15 protein-coding genes are annotated in these 15,594 nt (G+C 66.9%); 3 read left to right on the top strand and 12 right to left on the bottom strand.

Annotation, left to right across the window (positions count from 1 at the left end; translation table 11 throughout):
* Window positions 1-162 precede the first annotated feature (162 nt).
* Entirely contained in the window at window positions 163-858 is a 696-nt protein-coding gene (locus G6N44_RS13160; RefSeq protein WP_163664610.1) for a demethylmenaquinone methyltransferase, read from the top strand.
* Window positions 859-936: 78 nt separating this feature from the next.
* Here G6N44_RS13160 and G6N44_RS13155 read toward each other — a convergent pair whose 3' ends face one another.
* The 12 genes from G6N44_RS13155 to G6N44_RS13100 form a co-directional block, all read right to left on the bottom strand.
* Window positions 937-1,626: a sensor domain-containing protein gene (locus G6N44_RS13155; protein ID WP_163664608.1), complete on the bottom strand. Its 690-nt coding sequence runs from the start codon at window positions 1,624-1,626 to the stop codon at window positions 937-939.
* 104 nt (window positions 1,627-1,730) lie between these two features.
* Window positions 1,731-2,429 carry an oxygenase MpaB family protein gene (locus G6N44_RS13150; protein ID WP_163664606.1) on the bottom strand — a complete coding sequence of 233 codons (699 nt, stop codon included), beginning with the start codon at window positions 2,427-2,429 and terminating at the stop codon, window positions 1,731-1,733.
* A 5-nt stretch (window positions 2,430-2,434) separates the two neighbouring features.
* Complete coding sequence (locus G6N44_RS13145) at window positions 2,435-3,340, bottom strand: oxygenase MpaB family protein (RefSeq protein ID WP_163664604.1); 906 nt, start codon at window positions 3,338-3,340, stop codon at window positions 2,435-2,437.
* Window positions 3,341-3,356: 16 nt separating this feature from the next.
* Window positions 3,357-3,956: an Rv1363c family protein gene (locus G6N44_RS13140; protein WP_163664602.1), complete on the bottom strand. Its 600-nt coding sequence runs from the start codon at window positions 3,954-3,956 to the stop codon at window positions 3,357-3,359.
* Complete coding sequence (locus tag G6N44_RS13135) at window positions 3,953-5,176, bottom strand: MlaD family protein (protein ID WP_163664600.1); 1,224 nt, start codon at window positions 5,174-5,176, stop codon at window positions 3,953-3,955. The genes G6N44_RS13140 and G6N44_RS13135 overlap by 4 nt, the downstream gene beginning before the upstream one ends.
* Window positions 5,173-6,228 carry an MlaD family protein gene (locus G6N44_RS13130; RefSeq protein ID WP_163664598.1) on the bottom strand — a complete coding sequence of 352 codons (1,056 nt, stop codon included), beginning with the start codon at window positions 6,226-6,228 and terminating at the stop codon, window positions 5,173-5,175. The genes G6N44_RS13135 and G6N44_RS13130 overlap by 4 nt, the downstream gene beginning before the upstream one ends.
* A gap of 2 nt (window positions 6,229-6,230) precedes the next feature.
* Entirely contained in the window at window positions 6,231-7,334 is a 1,104-nt protein-coding gene (locus G6N44_RS13125) for an MCE family protein (protein ID WP_163664596.1), read from the bottom strand.
* Complete coding sequence (locus tag G6N44_RS13120) at window positions 7,331-8,386, bottom strand: MCE family protein (protein ID WP_163669897.1); 1,056 nt, start codon at window positions 8,384-8,386, stop codon at window positions 7,331-7,333. The genes G6N44_RS13125 and G6N44_RS13120 overlap by 4 nt, the downstream gene beginning before the upstream one ends.
* On the bottom strand, window positions 8,386-9,438 hold the full coding sequence (locus tag G6N44_RS13115; RefSeq protein WP_163664594.1) for an MCE family protein: 1,053 nt from the start codon (window positions 9,436-9,438) through the stop codon (window positions 8,386-8,388). Before G6N44_RS13115 ends, G6N44_RS13120 begins: the two co-directional genes overlap by 1 nt.
* Entirely contained in the window at window positions 9,435-10,847 is a 1,413-nt protein-coding gene (locus tag G6N44_RS13110) for an MCE family protein (RefSeq protein WP_163664592.1), read from the bottom strand. Before G6N44_RS13110 ends, G6N44_RS13115 begins: the two co-directional genes overlap by 4 nt.
* Window positions 10,844-11,701 (bottom strand): MlaE family ABC transporter permease, encoded by an 858-nt coding sequence (locus G6N44_RS13105; RefSeq protein ID WP_163664590.1) that lies wholly within the window; start codon window positions 11,699-11,701, stop codon window positions 10,844-10,846. Before G6N44_RS13105 ends, G6N44_RS13110 begins: the two co-directional genes overlap by 4 nt.
* Window positions 11,698-12,510, bottom strand: coding sequence for an MlaE family ABC transporter permease (locus G6N44_RS13100; protein ID WP_163664588.1), 813 nt, complete (start codon window positions 12,508-12,510; stop codon window positions 11,698-11,700). The genes G6N44_RS13105 and G6N44_RS13100 overlap by 4 nt, the downstream gene beginning before the upstream one ends.
* A gap of 313 nt (window positions 12,511-12,823) precedes the next feature.
* Between G6N44_RS13100 and G6N44_RS13095 the strand changes: the two genes are divergently transcribed.
* On the top strand, window positions 12,824-14,608 hold the full coding sequence (locus G6N44_RS13095) for a hydroxysqualene dehydroxylase (protein ID WP_163664586.1): 1,785 nt from the start codon (window positions 12,824-12,826) through the stop codon (window positions 14,606-14,608).
* Window positions 14,609-14,624: 16 nt separating this feature from the next.
* Window positions 14,625-15,569 (top strand): CobW family GTP-binding protein, encoded by a 945-nt coding sequence (locus G6N44_RS13090; protein WP_163664584.1) that lies wholly within the window; start codon window positions 14,625-14,627, stop codon window positions 15,567-15,569.
* The last annotated feature ends 25 nt before the right edge of the window (window positions 15,570-15,594 follow it).

Below are 15,594 nucleotides of genomic sequence, written 5' to 3'. Positions count from 1 at the left end.
TTCCCGCGTACGCACTCCGCGAAACCGGCCGCACCTTGTCCTCCCGCTCTTCCCGCGAGCCCCTTCCCGCGAGCAGGCGCGCAGGTACCCGGATAACGGCGTTACGGGGTACCGGAGCGTCTGCTCGCGGGGAAAGGTGAGTCGCCCGGTAGCGTCGTCACCGTGAGTCGAGCGAGCCTGGAGAAGAACCCCCACGAAGTGGCGTCGATGTTCGATGCCGTGGCGCGGCGCTACGACCTGACCAACACGGTGCTCTCGCTCGGGCAGGACCGGTTCTGGCGTCGCCAGACCCGTGCGGCGCTGGGCATCGGGCCCGGCGACAAGGTGCTGGACCTGGCGGCGGGCACCGCGGTGTCGACGGTCGAGCTGGCGTCATCGGGCGCGTGGTGCGTGGCCGCGGACTTCTCGGTGGGCATGCTCTCGGCCGGGGCCTCGCGCCCGGTGCCCAAGGTGGGCGCCGACGCCACCCGGCTGCCGTTCGCCGACGGGGTGTTCGACGCGGTCACGATCAGCTTCGGGCTGCGCAACGTCGTCGACCACGTGGCCGGCCTGCGTGAGATGGCCCGGGTGACCCGGCCCGGCGGCCGGCTGGTGGTGTGCGAGTTCTCCACGCCGACCAACGGTGCGTTCGCGACGCTCTACAAGGAGTACCTGATGCAGGCGCTGCCGCGGATGGCCACCGCGGTGTCGAGCAACCCGGATGCCTACGTGTACCTGGCCGAGTCGATCCGGGCCTGGCCGGATCAGGCCGAGCTGGCCCGGCGCATCGGCGAGGCCGGCTGGTCACAGGTCAAATGGCGCAACCTGACCGGCGGCATCGTGGCGCTGCACGCCGCGACCAAGCCGCCTGCCCCCTGAGCACCGCGAGCGTGCGTGTCTGCTGCCCGGCACGCCGCGAAATGCCGGCAGTTTGCGCACACTCGCGCGCCAGTCGGTTCAGCGCCGGGCGTTGGCGACCAGTTTCGTGACGATCGTGGCGGCCTGATCGCGGATCTGGTAGCCGCACACCTTGGCATCGACGGACATCTCGGCCACCAGTGACTGGGCACGTTGACATGCCCATCCGTCGGTGCCGTCGCGGGTGGTGGTCTGGGTGATCAGGTCGCCGTCGACGACGAGATCACCGATGTGCCAGAGGCGGTCACTGCTCTCGTCACCAGACTTCTCGCGGAGTGGGATCGTGGATCCCGCACATTTTCCCCACCACTTCTCGGAACTACCGAGCGTGAACCGGGCGTCGTCCTCCGACCTGAAGAGCACGGCGGCCTGTTGTACCCAGTGGCGATGGTCGGAGTCAGGATCCTGAGCCACTTGGGTGCGTACCGCCCTCCAGTCGCTGAACAGGTAGACGAGGTCTTCGGCGGGAAACTGTGCACCCAGGCACTTTTCGTCGCGAATCTTCCAGAAGTTGTCGTTCATCTCTGCGGACTTGCTGGTGAACCTCAGGTTGTCGGCCCCGACGATCGCCTTCAGTTCCTCGATCGGCAACATGATCTGCTCGAGCTTGTTCTCCTCCGACGACGGAGCCTGCGTCAAGGCCGTGCCGGATATCGTGCTCGTACACCCGGTGAGGCCGACCAGGGCTGCCACCGCGACGATCACGCACCACGTTCGAGTTCTGCGCACCTGGTCATTCTGTCCGCTTCTCTCGCCGAAATGGCATTCCAGCAGGATTTGTTCGAGTAACCACCTGCTGGAATGCGATTTCGGCGGAAGGGGGTGGCGGGGTCTCAGGACAAGGCGCGACTGGTCAGCGCGAACCGTCGCAGGGAGCGCCGATCACGCGCGCTGACCTCGATGCCCGTCAGTTCGACCGCCCGCGGATGCTGCATGGCCCGGATCGCCCGGTGCGGCACGGCCCGCACCCACCAGTCGGTCGGCGCGAACATCTGACGGCGGAACGGCTCGAAATGCTCGCCCGCCGACAACTGGGTACGGCAGGCATCCTCGAAATAGGTACAGAACTCGGGCCAGCTCGCCGGCATCGGGCGGGTGGAGATCCCGTAGCGCCCGTACCACGCGCAGCACTCCTGGTATAGCTGTTCGTGTTCGTCGTCGTCCAGCTTCCGGATGAACGTATTCACCATCACCACAAGGCTTTCCACATAGGTGGCGTGGGTGAAGTGGAATACGTCGGGCGTCAGTGCGTGGTACTTGCCGCCGGTCGGGTCGCGGCCTTTGACATGCTCGTGGGCGAACCGGATGTGGGGCCGCATGTCGACATCGGTGTAGGCGATCTTGATCGCCTGGGACACAGTCCGCTTCTTGTGCAACCAGATTCGCTCCCGCAGCAGCGCGTGGTCGGATATACCGGTGGCGATCGCAGGGTGCAGGAGTTGCAGACACACCGCCCGCGGCAGGACGAACAGGTAGCGCCGGTCGTCGAGGAAGCGCCACAGCAGTGTGTCCGGGCCGAGATCGGTCCCCACGGGTGTCAGATCAATGCCTTCTTGCGGCGGATCCGTCGGCGGACATCGTTCATCAGCACCGCATAGTTGCCGTTGCGCAGGGACTTCGGCAGGAACCGGTTGACGAACGCCACGAACAGGAAGAGGTGTTCGAAGCGGCGCCGATCGGTGTCGGTCCACTCCAGTTCCATCGCGTCGCGGAACACCGGGGCCAGAAAGCCGATCGTCAGGAACCGCAGCAGCGGTGCCAGCATCTTCCGCATCGGCCAGTTGATCATCCGCAACTCCACCAGAACCATGAGGTAATCCCGTACGAACGGGTTCATCTCGACGCGTTCGCACGCGGTGTTCCAGTACGCGTCGAAGTCCGCGCGGGTGGCCGGCCACATCTCCTCGAGCACCTGCAACGTGGTGCCGATCGTCATGGCGCTCTGATAGAACCCTTCGGCCTGCTCCTCGGTCATCGTGCCGTAGAGCAGTTGATGGGTGTCTTCGTAGAAGATGAAAAGACAGGCCGCGACCCACAATTGCAGTTCGCGGTTGAAGGCGTTGTACTTGACCGGGCTGTCGTCGGTGGACCGGACCTGCCGGTGCGCGACGTTGACCGCCTCGCGGTAGGCGTTCTTCTCCTCGTCGGTGCCGAGGATCGCCACGGTCAGGTATTGGGCGGTGGTGCGTAGCCGCTTCCACGGGTGGTGCACCAAACTTCCTGACTCCACCCGGCTTTCCGCCACCCCGTACCCGACCTCGGGCCAGCTCATCTGCATGATGACGTTGGCGGCCGCCCCGGCGGCCGACCAGAAGTCCAGCGCATCGGAGAGGTCGACCTCTTTCTTCCTGATCCACCGCGGCACGCGCTGCGTGACGGTGATCCGGGTCTCGGCGGTGGTCAGGCGCGGTGGTGCCTCGAGATCGACGTAGGTGGCGGGCATTGAGGGTCCTTTCCGGTCAGACGGTTTGAACGTCGTCGACGATCCAGCGGTCGCCGCTGCGCACCAGCTTGGCCACCATCCGGTACTTTTGGTTGCTGCCTTGTGGCGCAGTCACATTGGTCACGTGCTGGTCGACGAATGCGATGACGGTTGCGGTGTCACCGTCGAATGAGTCGACGACGACGTGGTCGGCCGTCGCGGTCGCGACCCCCTTGCTGGTCACCACGATGTCGCGCAGGGCCTTGACCATCTCGTCGTACTTGGCCGCGAACCCCGGGGTGGAATTGGCGACGATGTGCTCGCGGTTGGCGTCCATCTTCTGGTAGTCGAAGGCGGCCATCGCCACCAGATAGTCGCGGGACGTCTGCACGGCCTCGGCGCGCAGGGCGTCGTCGCGGCGGTGGTGGTACTCGCTGATCGACAACACCGCCAGAGCGGCGGCGGTCGCGAGGGCCACCAGTGCGATCAGCACCTTCACCAGGCGGGTCCGGCCGGGCGGGCTGGGTTCGGACTCGGGTACGGCGAGCTCAGATTCCTCGGCGGGTTCCTCCAACGTCAGCACCGATTCTGCGCGCTCGTCGGCGGGAGAGTCGGCGGAGTCTTCGGATTTGCTCACTGCGGGCCACCTTTCAGGATGCTGCGCCATTTGTAGGCCAGCTGGGCCAGGGTCGGGATCTTGACCGGATCGGTGACCACCTCGGGTCCGATCGGATATCCGGGGGTCTGGGAGTTCTGCAGGCCGAGATCGTTGGGTCGGGGTGCGTTGACCGCCCCCCGCATCAGCATGTCGGGTGCGGGCGGGCAGTACATCACCAGGTTGGGTTCGATGGGACTGACATCGCCGATGGCCCGACGGTCCACGTCGTAGTTGCAGACCGGTCCCTGGGTGGCGATCAGGGAGAAATCGGCCCGGGTCTGGCCGGTCGCGTCGACCTTGACGATCGAGGTCAGATCCTGCAGGCCCTTCGGGATCGTCGACAGCCCGGTCTGCAGCGAGTCGGTGCGGTCACCGATGATCGGGGTGACGGTCGCCAGGTTGGCCAGGGTGGCACCGAAGGTGCCCTGGTAGGTGTCCAGAACGTGCTGAAGGGATTTCAGCGCGGCCGGTGACCGGTCGGTCAGGTACAGGAACGCCGGTCCGCTGCCGTCGAGCTGGTTGGCCAGTCGCGCGCTCGCTGCCATGCCGCGCACGAACGGGTCGCCCTGGCCGGCCATCGTGGTGACCAACTCGGCGGTGCCGTCGATCAATGGCTGCAGCTGGCCGGTCTGGTTGCGGATGCGGGTGGACATGTCCGACGCGTTGTCGATCAACATGGCCAGGTCGGGGCCCAGCCCGTCGAACGCGTTCGACAGCTCGGTGCCGACGTCGCGAACTGCCTTGGTGTCAATGCCTTTCACCAGTTGCGCGGTGTCACCCATGATCCGGTCCATCTGGACGGGCTGGCTGTCGGCGGGTGCGGCGATGGTGTCCCCGGAGGCCAGGTAGGGGCCGCCGTCGGACTGCGGCATGATGTCGACGCTCTGGATGCCCGCGGCGGTACCCATCCCGACGGTCAGGATCGCATCGCGCGGAATCCGGGTATCCGGGTCGATGGCCAACCGCACCATCGCCGTGCCGTCGGGCGACAGCCAGACGTCGTCGACGGTGCCGACCTGCACGCCGCGCACCGTGACGCTGGTCCCGGCGGTCAGTCCGAACGCGTCGGCCATCGTCGCCGTCAGCGTCATCGGCGTCCGGAAACCCTGCGGCCCGGCCACATAGCGGATGCCGAACGGGATGACGATGGCGGCGATCACCGCGAAGATCGCCAGCTGAACCACGACCAGTCGTCTCACTTCAGACCTCCCGACAAGAACCCCTCCAGGGCCACGTCCCCGGTGATCGGGGTGCCGTTGACGATCAACCCTCCGGTGAGGAGTTTGTCGATGGTGCCCGGAATGTCCAGGGCGCCATCGAACATCAGGTAGTCGCCGTGGACCGAGTTGCCGAACTTCTCCAGGAAGGTGTTCATCGCGGTGAGCATCCCGCCGAGCCGGTCGTTGAAGGCGCCCATCGTCTGCACGACGGTGCCGGTGTCGGTCACCATGGCGCTCAGGTCGGTCGACGACAGCACGCTGTTGGCCGTGGCGGCCAGCGCGGTCGTGGAGGAGAACAGGGTCTGGAGCTTGGCGCGTTGCACATCGAGCATCGCCACCACCTTGGGCACCGCGTCCAGGTAGCCCGCCACGGTCTTCTGCTCGTGGCCGAACTGCCCGGTGATGTTGGCGGCCAGGCTCATTGCCTGGTCGAACTCACCCTGGTGTTCGGAGGCCTTGGCGGCCAGCAGCGACATCGAGTCGATCAGTCCGCGCACCTTGTCGGCGCGCCCGCTGAATGCCTTGTCCAGTTCGGTGACGATGGTGGCCAGCTGGTCGACGCCACTGCGCGACAGCAGCGCGCCGAATGTGGCCAGCGCACTTTCGATCTGGGGCCCCAGCTCGGTGTGGCTGGGCGGGATCACGTCGCCGTCGCGCAGCGCCCGCTCCGGCAGCTGCCGGGGACTGCTGAGCCGCACGAACGGATTGCCCAGGGCCGAGGGCAGTTCCACGCTGGCCACGGTCCCGGAATCCAGGCCGTCGGCGTCGGCCAGGCTCAGCTGCACCGATGCGCCCGAGGCGGCCAGGTCCATCCCGCTGACCCGCCCCACCACCTTCTGCCCGTTGCGGACGTCGGCACCGATCGTGATGCCGTCGGCGGTGGGCAGCACCACCGTGACGGCCATGGTGTCCGTGGGGGACGTGCGACCCAGCGGCAGATCCTGAATGCCGACATCGCTCAATGCCCACACGCCGGCAGCGGCGACGACGACGGCGCAGCCGGTGGCGGTGCGAGCCAGAGATACGCGCATGGTCACCTCGGATACTTCGGGTTCGGCGCCGGTGCGTTCCCGGTCACGGCGGATACGATGCCCAGCGGATCCGAGCGGCTGATCGGGTAGGAGATCGGGTTGGTGATCCCGGCGCCCACGCACATCGGCAGCATGTTGCGGTCGCAGAAGTTCTGGGCCGCGGCGAACTGGGTGAGCACCGTGGACACGTTCAGCCGGATCCGGCCGCGCCGATCCTGGCCGACGGTGTTGGACAGGTTCTGCATCATCAACGGCACCAGGTCCATGAACTCGGCCAGCTGCGGTTGCTTGGCGGTCAGCACGTCGCCGACGGCGTTGAGGTTGGCCGCGATCGTGCCGAGATCGTCACCGTGCTGGGCGACGAAGGTGTCGACCTGATCGAGGACGACCTTGAGATCGGCCATGGGCTGGGCGATGTCGACGTTGGCGTCGGCCCAGCTGCCGCCGACCTGCCCGAGTTCGTCGACCATCTGGTTCAGCGACACCTGCCTCTGATTGAACGCGGCCATCAGCGTGCTGAGGTTGTCCACCACCGCGCCGATGTCCTCGGCCCTGGCGCCGAGCACGCCGCTGGCGGCACTGAGGTTGCGCATCGCGGAGTTGAACAGCTTGCCCTGGTCGCGCCACTGGTCGGCACCGCGGGTCAACACCGCTCCGATGTCGCCCTGTTGCGGCCCGATCGCCGAGGTCAGCGTGCTCAGGCTGCCCAGCATGCTGTCGAAGGTGATGGGGGAGTGGCTGTGGTCGGCGGGTATGACGTGTCCGTCGGCCAGGGTGGGCCCGGATCCGCTGTAGGCCGGGCCGAGTTCGACACTGCGGTCGCTGATCAGTGCCGGGCTCACCACGTAGGCGTCCGGGTCGGCGGGCAGTGCGACGTCGTCGGGCAGGGTCATGGTGACCCGCACCGTGGTGCCCTGTGGTGTCACCGCGGTGACCCGTCCTACCGGCACGCCGAGCACGGTGACCTTGCTGCCCGGGTAGATGCCGTTGATGTAGCCGAAGTCGGCGTGCACGGTGCGGGCCCGGTCGGTGTGGCCGAAGACGTACCAGCCGCCGGCCACCAGACACACGGCCATGAGGACCGCGAGCCCAACGTTGCGTCTCATCGGCACTCCCGCTGAACGTTGAGGAAGCACAACAGGTTGTCGGGCATCACCACGGACGGCGAGTTGACGTCGGCCCAATGGCCGTTGCCGGTGGAGTTGGTGACGGCGCGGATCGCCGGGGGCATCTTCAACAGGGTCTGATCGATCTTGTCCACGTTGGCTTTCAAGGTTCCGGTGACCGCGGTGAGGCCGGCGATCAGGCTGCCGAAATCGGCCTGCTTCTCGGTGTAGATGGCGGCCAGGTGCCGCATGATCGCGGTCAGGTTGGTGACGATGTCGGTGAGTGCCTGACGACGCGCGGCCAGTGACGACACGATGTACTGCGCGTTGGCCGCGGTGTCGGCCAGTGAATCCGTCTGGTGGGACAGCATTTCGGCCATCGACCGGCTGATCCGCAGGATCTCGTCGATCTTGTCGCCGTTGTCGGCGAAGGCCGAACTGGCCGCACTGATCCCGGCCAGCGCCTGGCCCAGTTCGGTGCTGTCGCCCGGCATGGTCTCGGCCAGCGTGTTCATCATGGCCGTCAACGGCTGTGGGTCGAGGTGCTCGGCGGTGTTCGCGGCCTTGCGGCCCACCTCGTCGAGGCTGTAGGGCACCGTCGTGCGCGACAACGGAATCACGTTGGAGTCCATTCCATTGACGGTTCCGGCCGGCATGACGTCGAGGAATCGCTTGCCCAGCACGGTCCGCAGTCGCACCGTGACCGTGGTGCGGTTACCGAGGGCCTGGGCCTTGTCCAGCCGGAACCCGACGCGGACCCGGTCGACGGCCAGGGCCACGTCTTCCACCCGCCCGGCCGGCACCCCGGCGACGTACACCGGGTCACCGCCGGACAGGCCGCTGGCGTTGGCCAGCTCGGCGACATAGGCATCGGTCCGCACGTGGTAGACCGCGCGGGGGATCCCGACCGAGACCACCATGATGCCGACCAGGGTGACCGTACCGATCATGCCTAGCGCCAACGGAATTGACGGATTGTGTTTGCGCTGATCCTTGACGAAGAGAAAGATCACCGCGCCGACGAAGAGGTCGATCAGCTTGACGAGGAACATCACAGGCACACCTCGGAGTGTCTGCTGCCGAAGATGTTGGCTTCATGGCTGCGGATCTTGAGGGTGAAGTTGCACAGGTAGAGGCTGACGAACCCGCCGTAGCTGGAGGTCCGGTTGATCGCATCGCCGAACTCCGGCAGCCGGGCCAGCAGCGTGGTGAACTGCTCGGTGTTGGGCTGCCAGGCCTGCAGCATGGCATCGAGGTTGGTGATGGTGTCTCCGTAGGCGGCGCTGGAGTTGTTGACCGTGTTGGCCAGCGTTGCCAGCACGGCGTTGCCCTGGTCGATGAGCATCTCGAACTGCCGGTCACCGGAGGTCACCGCGGCGCTGAGCCGGTTGAGCCCGTGCAGCATCTGCTCCAGCTGAGGCTGGCGGGTGTTCATCGTGCGCATCAACGTCGACATGTTGTCGATCAGCTGGGTGAAAATCCCCGCGTTGTTGCTCAACGACGAAGTCATGGCGGCGATCTGGGTGAGCAGCGTCGTCAAGGTCTGGGCCTGGCCGCTGAAGGTCTCGACGAATCCCCGGGTCAAGGTGTTGACCTGCTCGGGAGCCAGCGCGTCGAACAGTGGCTTGAACCCGTTGAGCAGCGCCGTCAGATCCACCGCCGGAGAGGTCTGGGCGAGGGGGATGACGCCACCGGCGGCCAGGCGCGCCGGCGGCTCGTCGGTGGAGACATCCATGATGGCACCGCCCGGATCGGCAAGAGCCACATAGCGGGCGCCGAGCATGTCGCCGTAGCGCACCGCCGCGGTGACATTGCTGGTGAGGGTGAAGTCGGAGCTGACCTCGATGTCGACGTCGGCCCGGCTGGTGCCGTCGGCGTTGGGGGCGAACCGGATCGAATCCACCCGTCCGATCCGAATGCCGTTCATGGTCACCGGGTTTCCGGCATTGAGGCCCTCGACGCTGGTGAACTGCGCCTGGTAGGTGACGGTGCTGCCGCGCACCGGCACCGACAGGGTGTTGATCACCAGCACCGCGCTGAGCACCCCGGCCGTGCCGAAGGCGCCCAGCTTGGCCCACGACTGCCACCGGCCGTTGCGGTTCATGAGACCTGCACCTCCGTGCCGCGCACCAGGGGGCCCAGCATGAGCACCGTGGCGATGTTCGGCTGGGTCGAGGGGGCTCCGGCCGGGGGAGCCAGTTCGTCCTGCAGGACCGCCAGGGCGTGGGCCTGGCGGTCGGCGTCGACGACGGCCGACGCGGGCGCGGCACCCGGAACCGCCTCGGCGGGCAGCGGTTCCGTGGGGATCGGCGCCGACTGCGGCAGCCCGGGCCCGGGCGGGAGGAACGAATTCGTGGGCAGGTGCGGGGCCGGGGCGGTGAACGGCGTGACGGGCAGGTCGGCGGCCGGGCGGGCCAACACGTCCTCCGGCTGATCCGGCACCTCACCCGACGGTGCGGATTCGGCGCAGCGGGCGCCCTGGGTGTTCCCGTACACCGGACAGTCCTGCAGCGAGTACGGCATCGGTCCGGCGAAGGTCGCCACGGCCGTGATGTTGAACTTGCCCGTCGCGAACACCTTGGCGCCGGCCTCACCGAACGACTGGGCGCCGGCCAGAGTGTCCACCAGTCCCAGCGGCTGGGCGGCCGTGGTCGCCATGATCTTGCCCGCCGAGTCGACCACGGTGATCAGCTGCTCGCGGTGATCGGACATGAACGAGGTGAGCACCGAGGAGAACCGGGCGAAACCGTCGATGGCCGAGGCGAACTTCTTCTGGTCGTCGACCATCCGGTCGGACACCGACGTCGCGGCTGACAGGGTGGAGATGATGTCGGGGGTGGCGGTGTTCAGCGAGGCCATCACATCCCGGAATTGCGGTGTGGTGTCGAGGAACCGGACCAGCGATGGAGTGAGCACCTCGGCACTCGCGCTCAGGTTGTCGATCGTGGTGCCCAGCTCGGAGCCGCGGTTGCGCAGCGACTGGCTGATCGAGGTGAGTGCGCTCTGCATGCGTTCGGGTTTGATCTGCGAGAACAGGTCGACGATCTTGGTGAACACGTCGTAGAGCGCCATCGCATCGGGGCTGTCGTCGATCGCGACGGTGTCACCGGCCTTCAGTCCGGTCGCCGACCGGTTGCCTTGCGGATCGACGAGTTGCAGATAGATGTCGCCGAAGAAGGTCCGGGGCACGATCCGGGCGACCGCCGAGGACGGGATGAGGCGCAGGGTGTCAGGCTCGATCGCCAGCCGGACCCGGGAGATACGGGTGCCCGATTCGATGTCGGCGATGCGTCCGATGTTGACGCCGTGATAGCGCACCGGAGATCCGCCGGTGATCAGCCCGGCCGACACCGGAACCCCCACGAACACATCGGCACTGCGCTCCAAGTGTCCAGATGCCCGGGCCACCAGCACCGACGCCACCACTATCGCTGCGGTGGCGGCGGCCAGGCCGCGCAGGGCCAGTCTCGCCCGGCTGGGCTCAGCGCGCCCGGTTTGCTTGAGCCGCTTCACATTCCCATCCCGGGGATCTCGGGGACCAGGCCCCACAGCGCGAAGGTCAGCAGCACGTCGAGGATGCCGACCGCGAGGATCGCGGTGCGCAGTGCGCGGCCCGCGGCCTGCCCGACCCCGGCGGGCCCGCCCGAGGCGAAGTAGCCGTAGGTGCAGTGCACCAGCGCCACTACGATCGCGAAGACGATGGCCTTGATCCCGGAGTAGAGCAGGTCTCGCGGACCGAGGGCCAGGTGGAAGAAATAGTCGTAGGTGCCCGGTGAGGCGCCGTTGAAGAACACCACCACGGTGCGGGTGGACAGGTAGCTCGCCAGCAGTCCGATCATGTAGATCGGGATGACGCAGACCACCGAGGCCAGTACGCGGGTGCCGACCAGGTAGGGGATCGAGCGCAGCGCCATCGCGTCCAGCGCGTCGATCTCGTCGGAGATCCGCATGGCCCCGATCTGGGCGGTGAAACCCGTTCCGACCTTGGCGGCCAATGCGATTGCCACCACCACCGGTGCCAGTTCGCGGGTGTTGGCGATCGCCGCCAGCATGCCCGACAGCGTGTTCATCCCGACCAGGTCCAGGCCGCGCTGGGTCTCGACACCCAGCATCATGGCCGCGGCCAGCGACATCGCGAACACGATGCCGATGGTTCCGCCGCCGGACAGTAGCGAGCTGGTGCCGAAGGTGACCTCGCCGATCTGGCCCAGGGTGTGCTTGCGGTAGCGCACCAGGGCATACGGCAGGGACCTGAGGACCTTGGCGTAGAACGTGACGTGCTGGCCGGCCACCGCGAGTGCGTTGTACCCCGCGACCGCGGGCCGTGAAATCCGTTGCAGGGCAGCGCTGCTGGTGACCGCGGTCATCGGTAGCTGCCCACGGCCGGAACCACCACGGTGTAGAGCGCCGACATGGTGGTGTTGAGGATGAAGACCAGCGCGAAGGCCAGCACCACGGCCTCGTTCACCGCGTTGGCCACCCCGCCGGCACCGCCCTTGGTGTGCAGACCCTTGAAGGTGGCGACCAGGGTCGCGGTGAGTCCGAACACCGCCGACTTGATCAGTGCCATCACGAAATCCGACACCTGACCGTACTGGCTGAACGTGGCCAGGAACGTTCCGGCGGGCAGGTTCTGCACGCTGATGTGGTAGACGTAGCAGGCCATCACGCCGCCGAAGGTGACGATCGAGCACAGGGCCAGGGCCACGATGACGGCGGCGACCAGCCGGGGCGCGACGAGGCGCTCGATCACGTCGAGCCCCATGACCTCCAATGCATCGATCTCCTCGCGGATGGTGCGTGATCCCAGGTCGGTGCAGATCGCCGAACCGGCCACGCCCGCCATCATCAGCGCGCACACCAGGGCCGCAGCCTGGCCGACGATGATGAACGCCACCACTGCGCCCGAGTAGCCTCCGGCACCGATGCGTCCGGCCAGCTCACCCACCGACACCGCGATGAACACGCCGATCGGCATCATCAGCAGCAGGGCAGGTCCGGTGCAGACCCGACCGATGAACAGGGTCTGATTGACGACCTCGTCGAGTACCAGGCGTCGGCGTACCACCGCGGTGACGACGCTGACCAACGCCTGGACCGAGAAGCCGAGCACGTAGCCGCCCTGCACCAGAACGTCCCGAACAGGGCCCTTGGACGCTGGTAGCTGGTAGGTCATCGAGTTCCTTCCGCGCGTGTCGTGGCATGCGCGGGGCCGGCCGGTCAGCTGGTTGTGCTGAGCACCGTTTCGACCCCCCGGTCGCCTGTGGAGCATGTCACATTTCGGGACCCCATTGCAAGGATTAAGTGAATCATCATTCTCGAGTCTAATTTCCTCGTATCGTCAGGTAACCGTGAGTTATAAGGCCTGGTTTGTGATCAGCAGATCGCACGAATTGGGCTGAATTCAACTCGGCGTGTCGGGCCGGTGCGCGGCAGAATTACCGTTAACTTATCGCCCACATGAGTTGCCGAGCTGAGGTGGTGTCGGTATGTCGGGTGGGGTCGGGGAGCGTCAGTTGACACGGCGGTCGTTTCTGGCCGGGACGGCGACTGCGGGGGTGGCCGCCGCGGCGCTCGCCAGGCCGGTGGCCGCGCGCGCCGCACCGGGTTCGACGGTGGCCATCTTCGGTGCCGGGGTGGCGGGTCTGACCGCCGCCCACGAGTTGGCCGAGCGCGGGTATCGCGTCACGGTGTTCGAGCGAAAGGCACTGGGCGGCAAGGCGCGTTCGATCGCGGCGCCGTCCCCGTCGGGCAGCCCGCTGCCGGCGGAGCACGGCTTCCGGTTCTTTCCGGGCTTCTACCGCAACGTCACCGACACCATGCGACGTATCCCCTTCGCCGGCAACACGTTCGGCGTCTGGCAGAACCTGACCCGGGCCACGTCATACCTGCACTCGGGCCTGGGGCGGGCCGATCTGACGATCCCGCTGCCGTTTCCGATCCCGACGCTGCCCAACCCGATCACTCCGAAAGCCTTCACCGAATCGGTGGCTGCGGTGTTCCAGACGTTGTTCCGGCTGCCGCCGTTGGAGGCGGTGTACGCGGCGCAGAAGCTCGCTGTCTACGTCACCAGCTGCGACGAGCGCAAGCTCGGCCAGTGGGACAACATGACCTGGGAGAAATACATCGGTGCCGACCGCAAGAGCAAGGAGTACAACCGGTATCTGGCCGACGGCATCATCCGGAACCTGGCCGCCTCCAAATCCAAAGATGCCAGCGCACATTCGATCGGGCTGGTCGGTGAGGCCTCGGTGTGGTCGATCCTGCTGCTGGGCAACGACATCGACAACAAGGGGTTCGACCGGGTGCTCAACGGGCCCACCAGCCTGCAGTGGATCGATCCGTGGGTCGCGCATCTGCAGTCGCTGGGGGTGACGTTCCGGCTCGGCCAGTCGCTGGCGCGGCTGACCCCCAACGGCCGCCATATCGGGTCGGCCACGGTGGTGGACGGCAACGGGGTGTCGCAGCCGGTGGTCGCCGACTGGTACATCTCGGCGGTGCCGTGCGAGAAGCTGGCAGCGGTGCTGACCCCCGACGTGATCGCCGCCGATCCCAAGCTGGCTTCAGTGGCGGCGCTTCGTACCGAGTGGATGAACGGGTTGATGTTCTTCCTGCGGGAACGCGTCGACGTCACCAAGGGCCACGTCAACTACGTCGACTCCGGCTGGGGCCTCACCTCGATCAGCGAGGCCCAGTTCTGGAAGCGGCCGCTGACCTCGTATGGCGACGGCACCGTCAAGGACTGTCTGTCGGCGATCCTGTCCGACTGGAGCACCCCGGGGAATTTCAACGGGCTCAGCGCGCGGCAGTGCACCCCGCCGCAGATCGCCGCCGAGGCCTGGGCGCAGATCAAGGCGCATCTCAACGACACCGGCGTCGTGGTCACGGACAAGATGGTGCATTCGTGGTTCCTCGATCCGTCCATCATCGACTCGGGCACACCCAACGTGCGCAACGACGAGCCGTTGTTCATCCAGGACCCGGGGTCGTGGGCACGGCGGCCCGAGGCGGTCACCGGGATCGACAACCTGTTCCTGGCCGGCGAGTGGATCAAGACCGACCAGAACGTCACGACGATGGAGGGTGCGAACGAGGGCGGCCGTTACGCCGCCAACGGGGTACTGATGGCGTCGGGTTATTCGGGTCCGAAGATCAAGGTCGTCGAGTTGTTCCAGGCGCCGTGGTGGGGGCCGTTCAAGGCCGCCGACAAGGTGCGGTACCGGGCCAGGCTGCCCCACGCGCTGGACATCGTCGACGCCCGCTGGCCGACCTGAACCCTACGATGGCCCGGTGACGTCGACCGGATCTGTACCCGTGCTGGCGGTCGCGGGGCATCTCGGCTCCGGCAAGACCACGCTGCTCAACCACCTGCTGCGCAACAGCCGCGGTGTGCGGATCGGTGCGCTGGTGAACGACTTCGGTGCGGTCAACATCGACGCCATGCTCGTCGCGGGCCAGGTCGATGCGATGGCGTCGCTGTCCAACGGGTGCATCTGCTGTGTGGTCGACGGCGAGGAAGTCGGGGAGATGCTGGGCAAGCTCGCCGCCGTCAAGCCCCGGCTGGACCTCATCGTGGTGGAGGCCAGCGGGGTGGCCGAGCCGGGCGCCCTGGCTCGCACCATCGTCACCGTCGACGATTCCCGCTTCCACTACGCCGGCCTGGTGCTGGTCCTCGACGGCATCCAACCCGACCTGAGCCACGGGCTGCCGGTCGCCGATCTGGTGGTGCTCAACAAGGTGTCCGAGTGCGCCGACGTCGACGGCCTGCTCGCACGGATCCGCGAACTCAGTCCCCGGGTTCCGGTGCAGCCCACCGACTTTGCCCGCATCGACCCGCAGCTGCTGATCGACCCGCCGCAGCCGCGGGCGCCGCAGGCCCAGCTGTCGTTCGACGAGCTTCTGCACGACGAGCACGATCACCACCATCCCGAGTATCAGAGCATCGAGTTCCGCACCGATGACGTCGTGAATCCGCGCCTGTTCATGGAGTTTCTGCGGGACCGCCCCGAAGGGCTCTACCGCGCCAAGGGGTTCGTCGACTTCGGTGACGAGCGTTTCCTGCTGCAGCTGGTCGGCAGCTCGCTGCGCTTCGAGAAGCGGCGGGCCGGGAGCACCGAGTTGGTGTTGATCGGCACCGGGATGGACCCGTCGGAGGTGCGGGCCGGCCTGGATCGGTGCACCGGTGAACCCGCCGACGAGAACGCGATGCTCGGGGTGCTCAAGTACGTGGTGTAGCCGGTGGCGGCGGTTCACCGCCCGG

This window comes from Mycolicibacterium alvei (assembly GCF_010727325.1).
Taxonomy (GTDB): domain Bacteria; phylum Actinomycetota; class Actinomycetes; order Mycobacteriales; family Mycobacteriaceae; genus Mycobacterium; species Mycobacterium alvei.
This window is presented reverse-complemented; position numbering and strand designations above follow the sequence as displayed.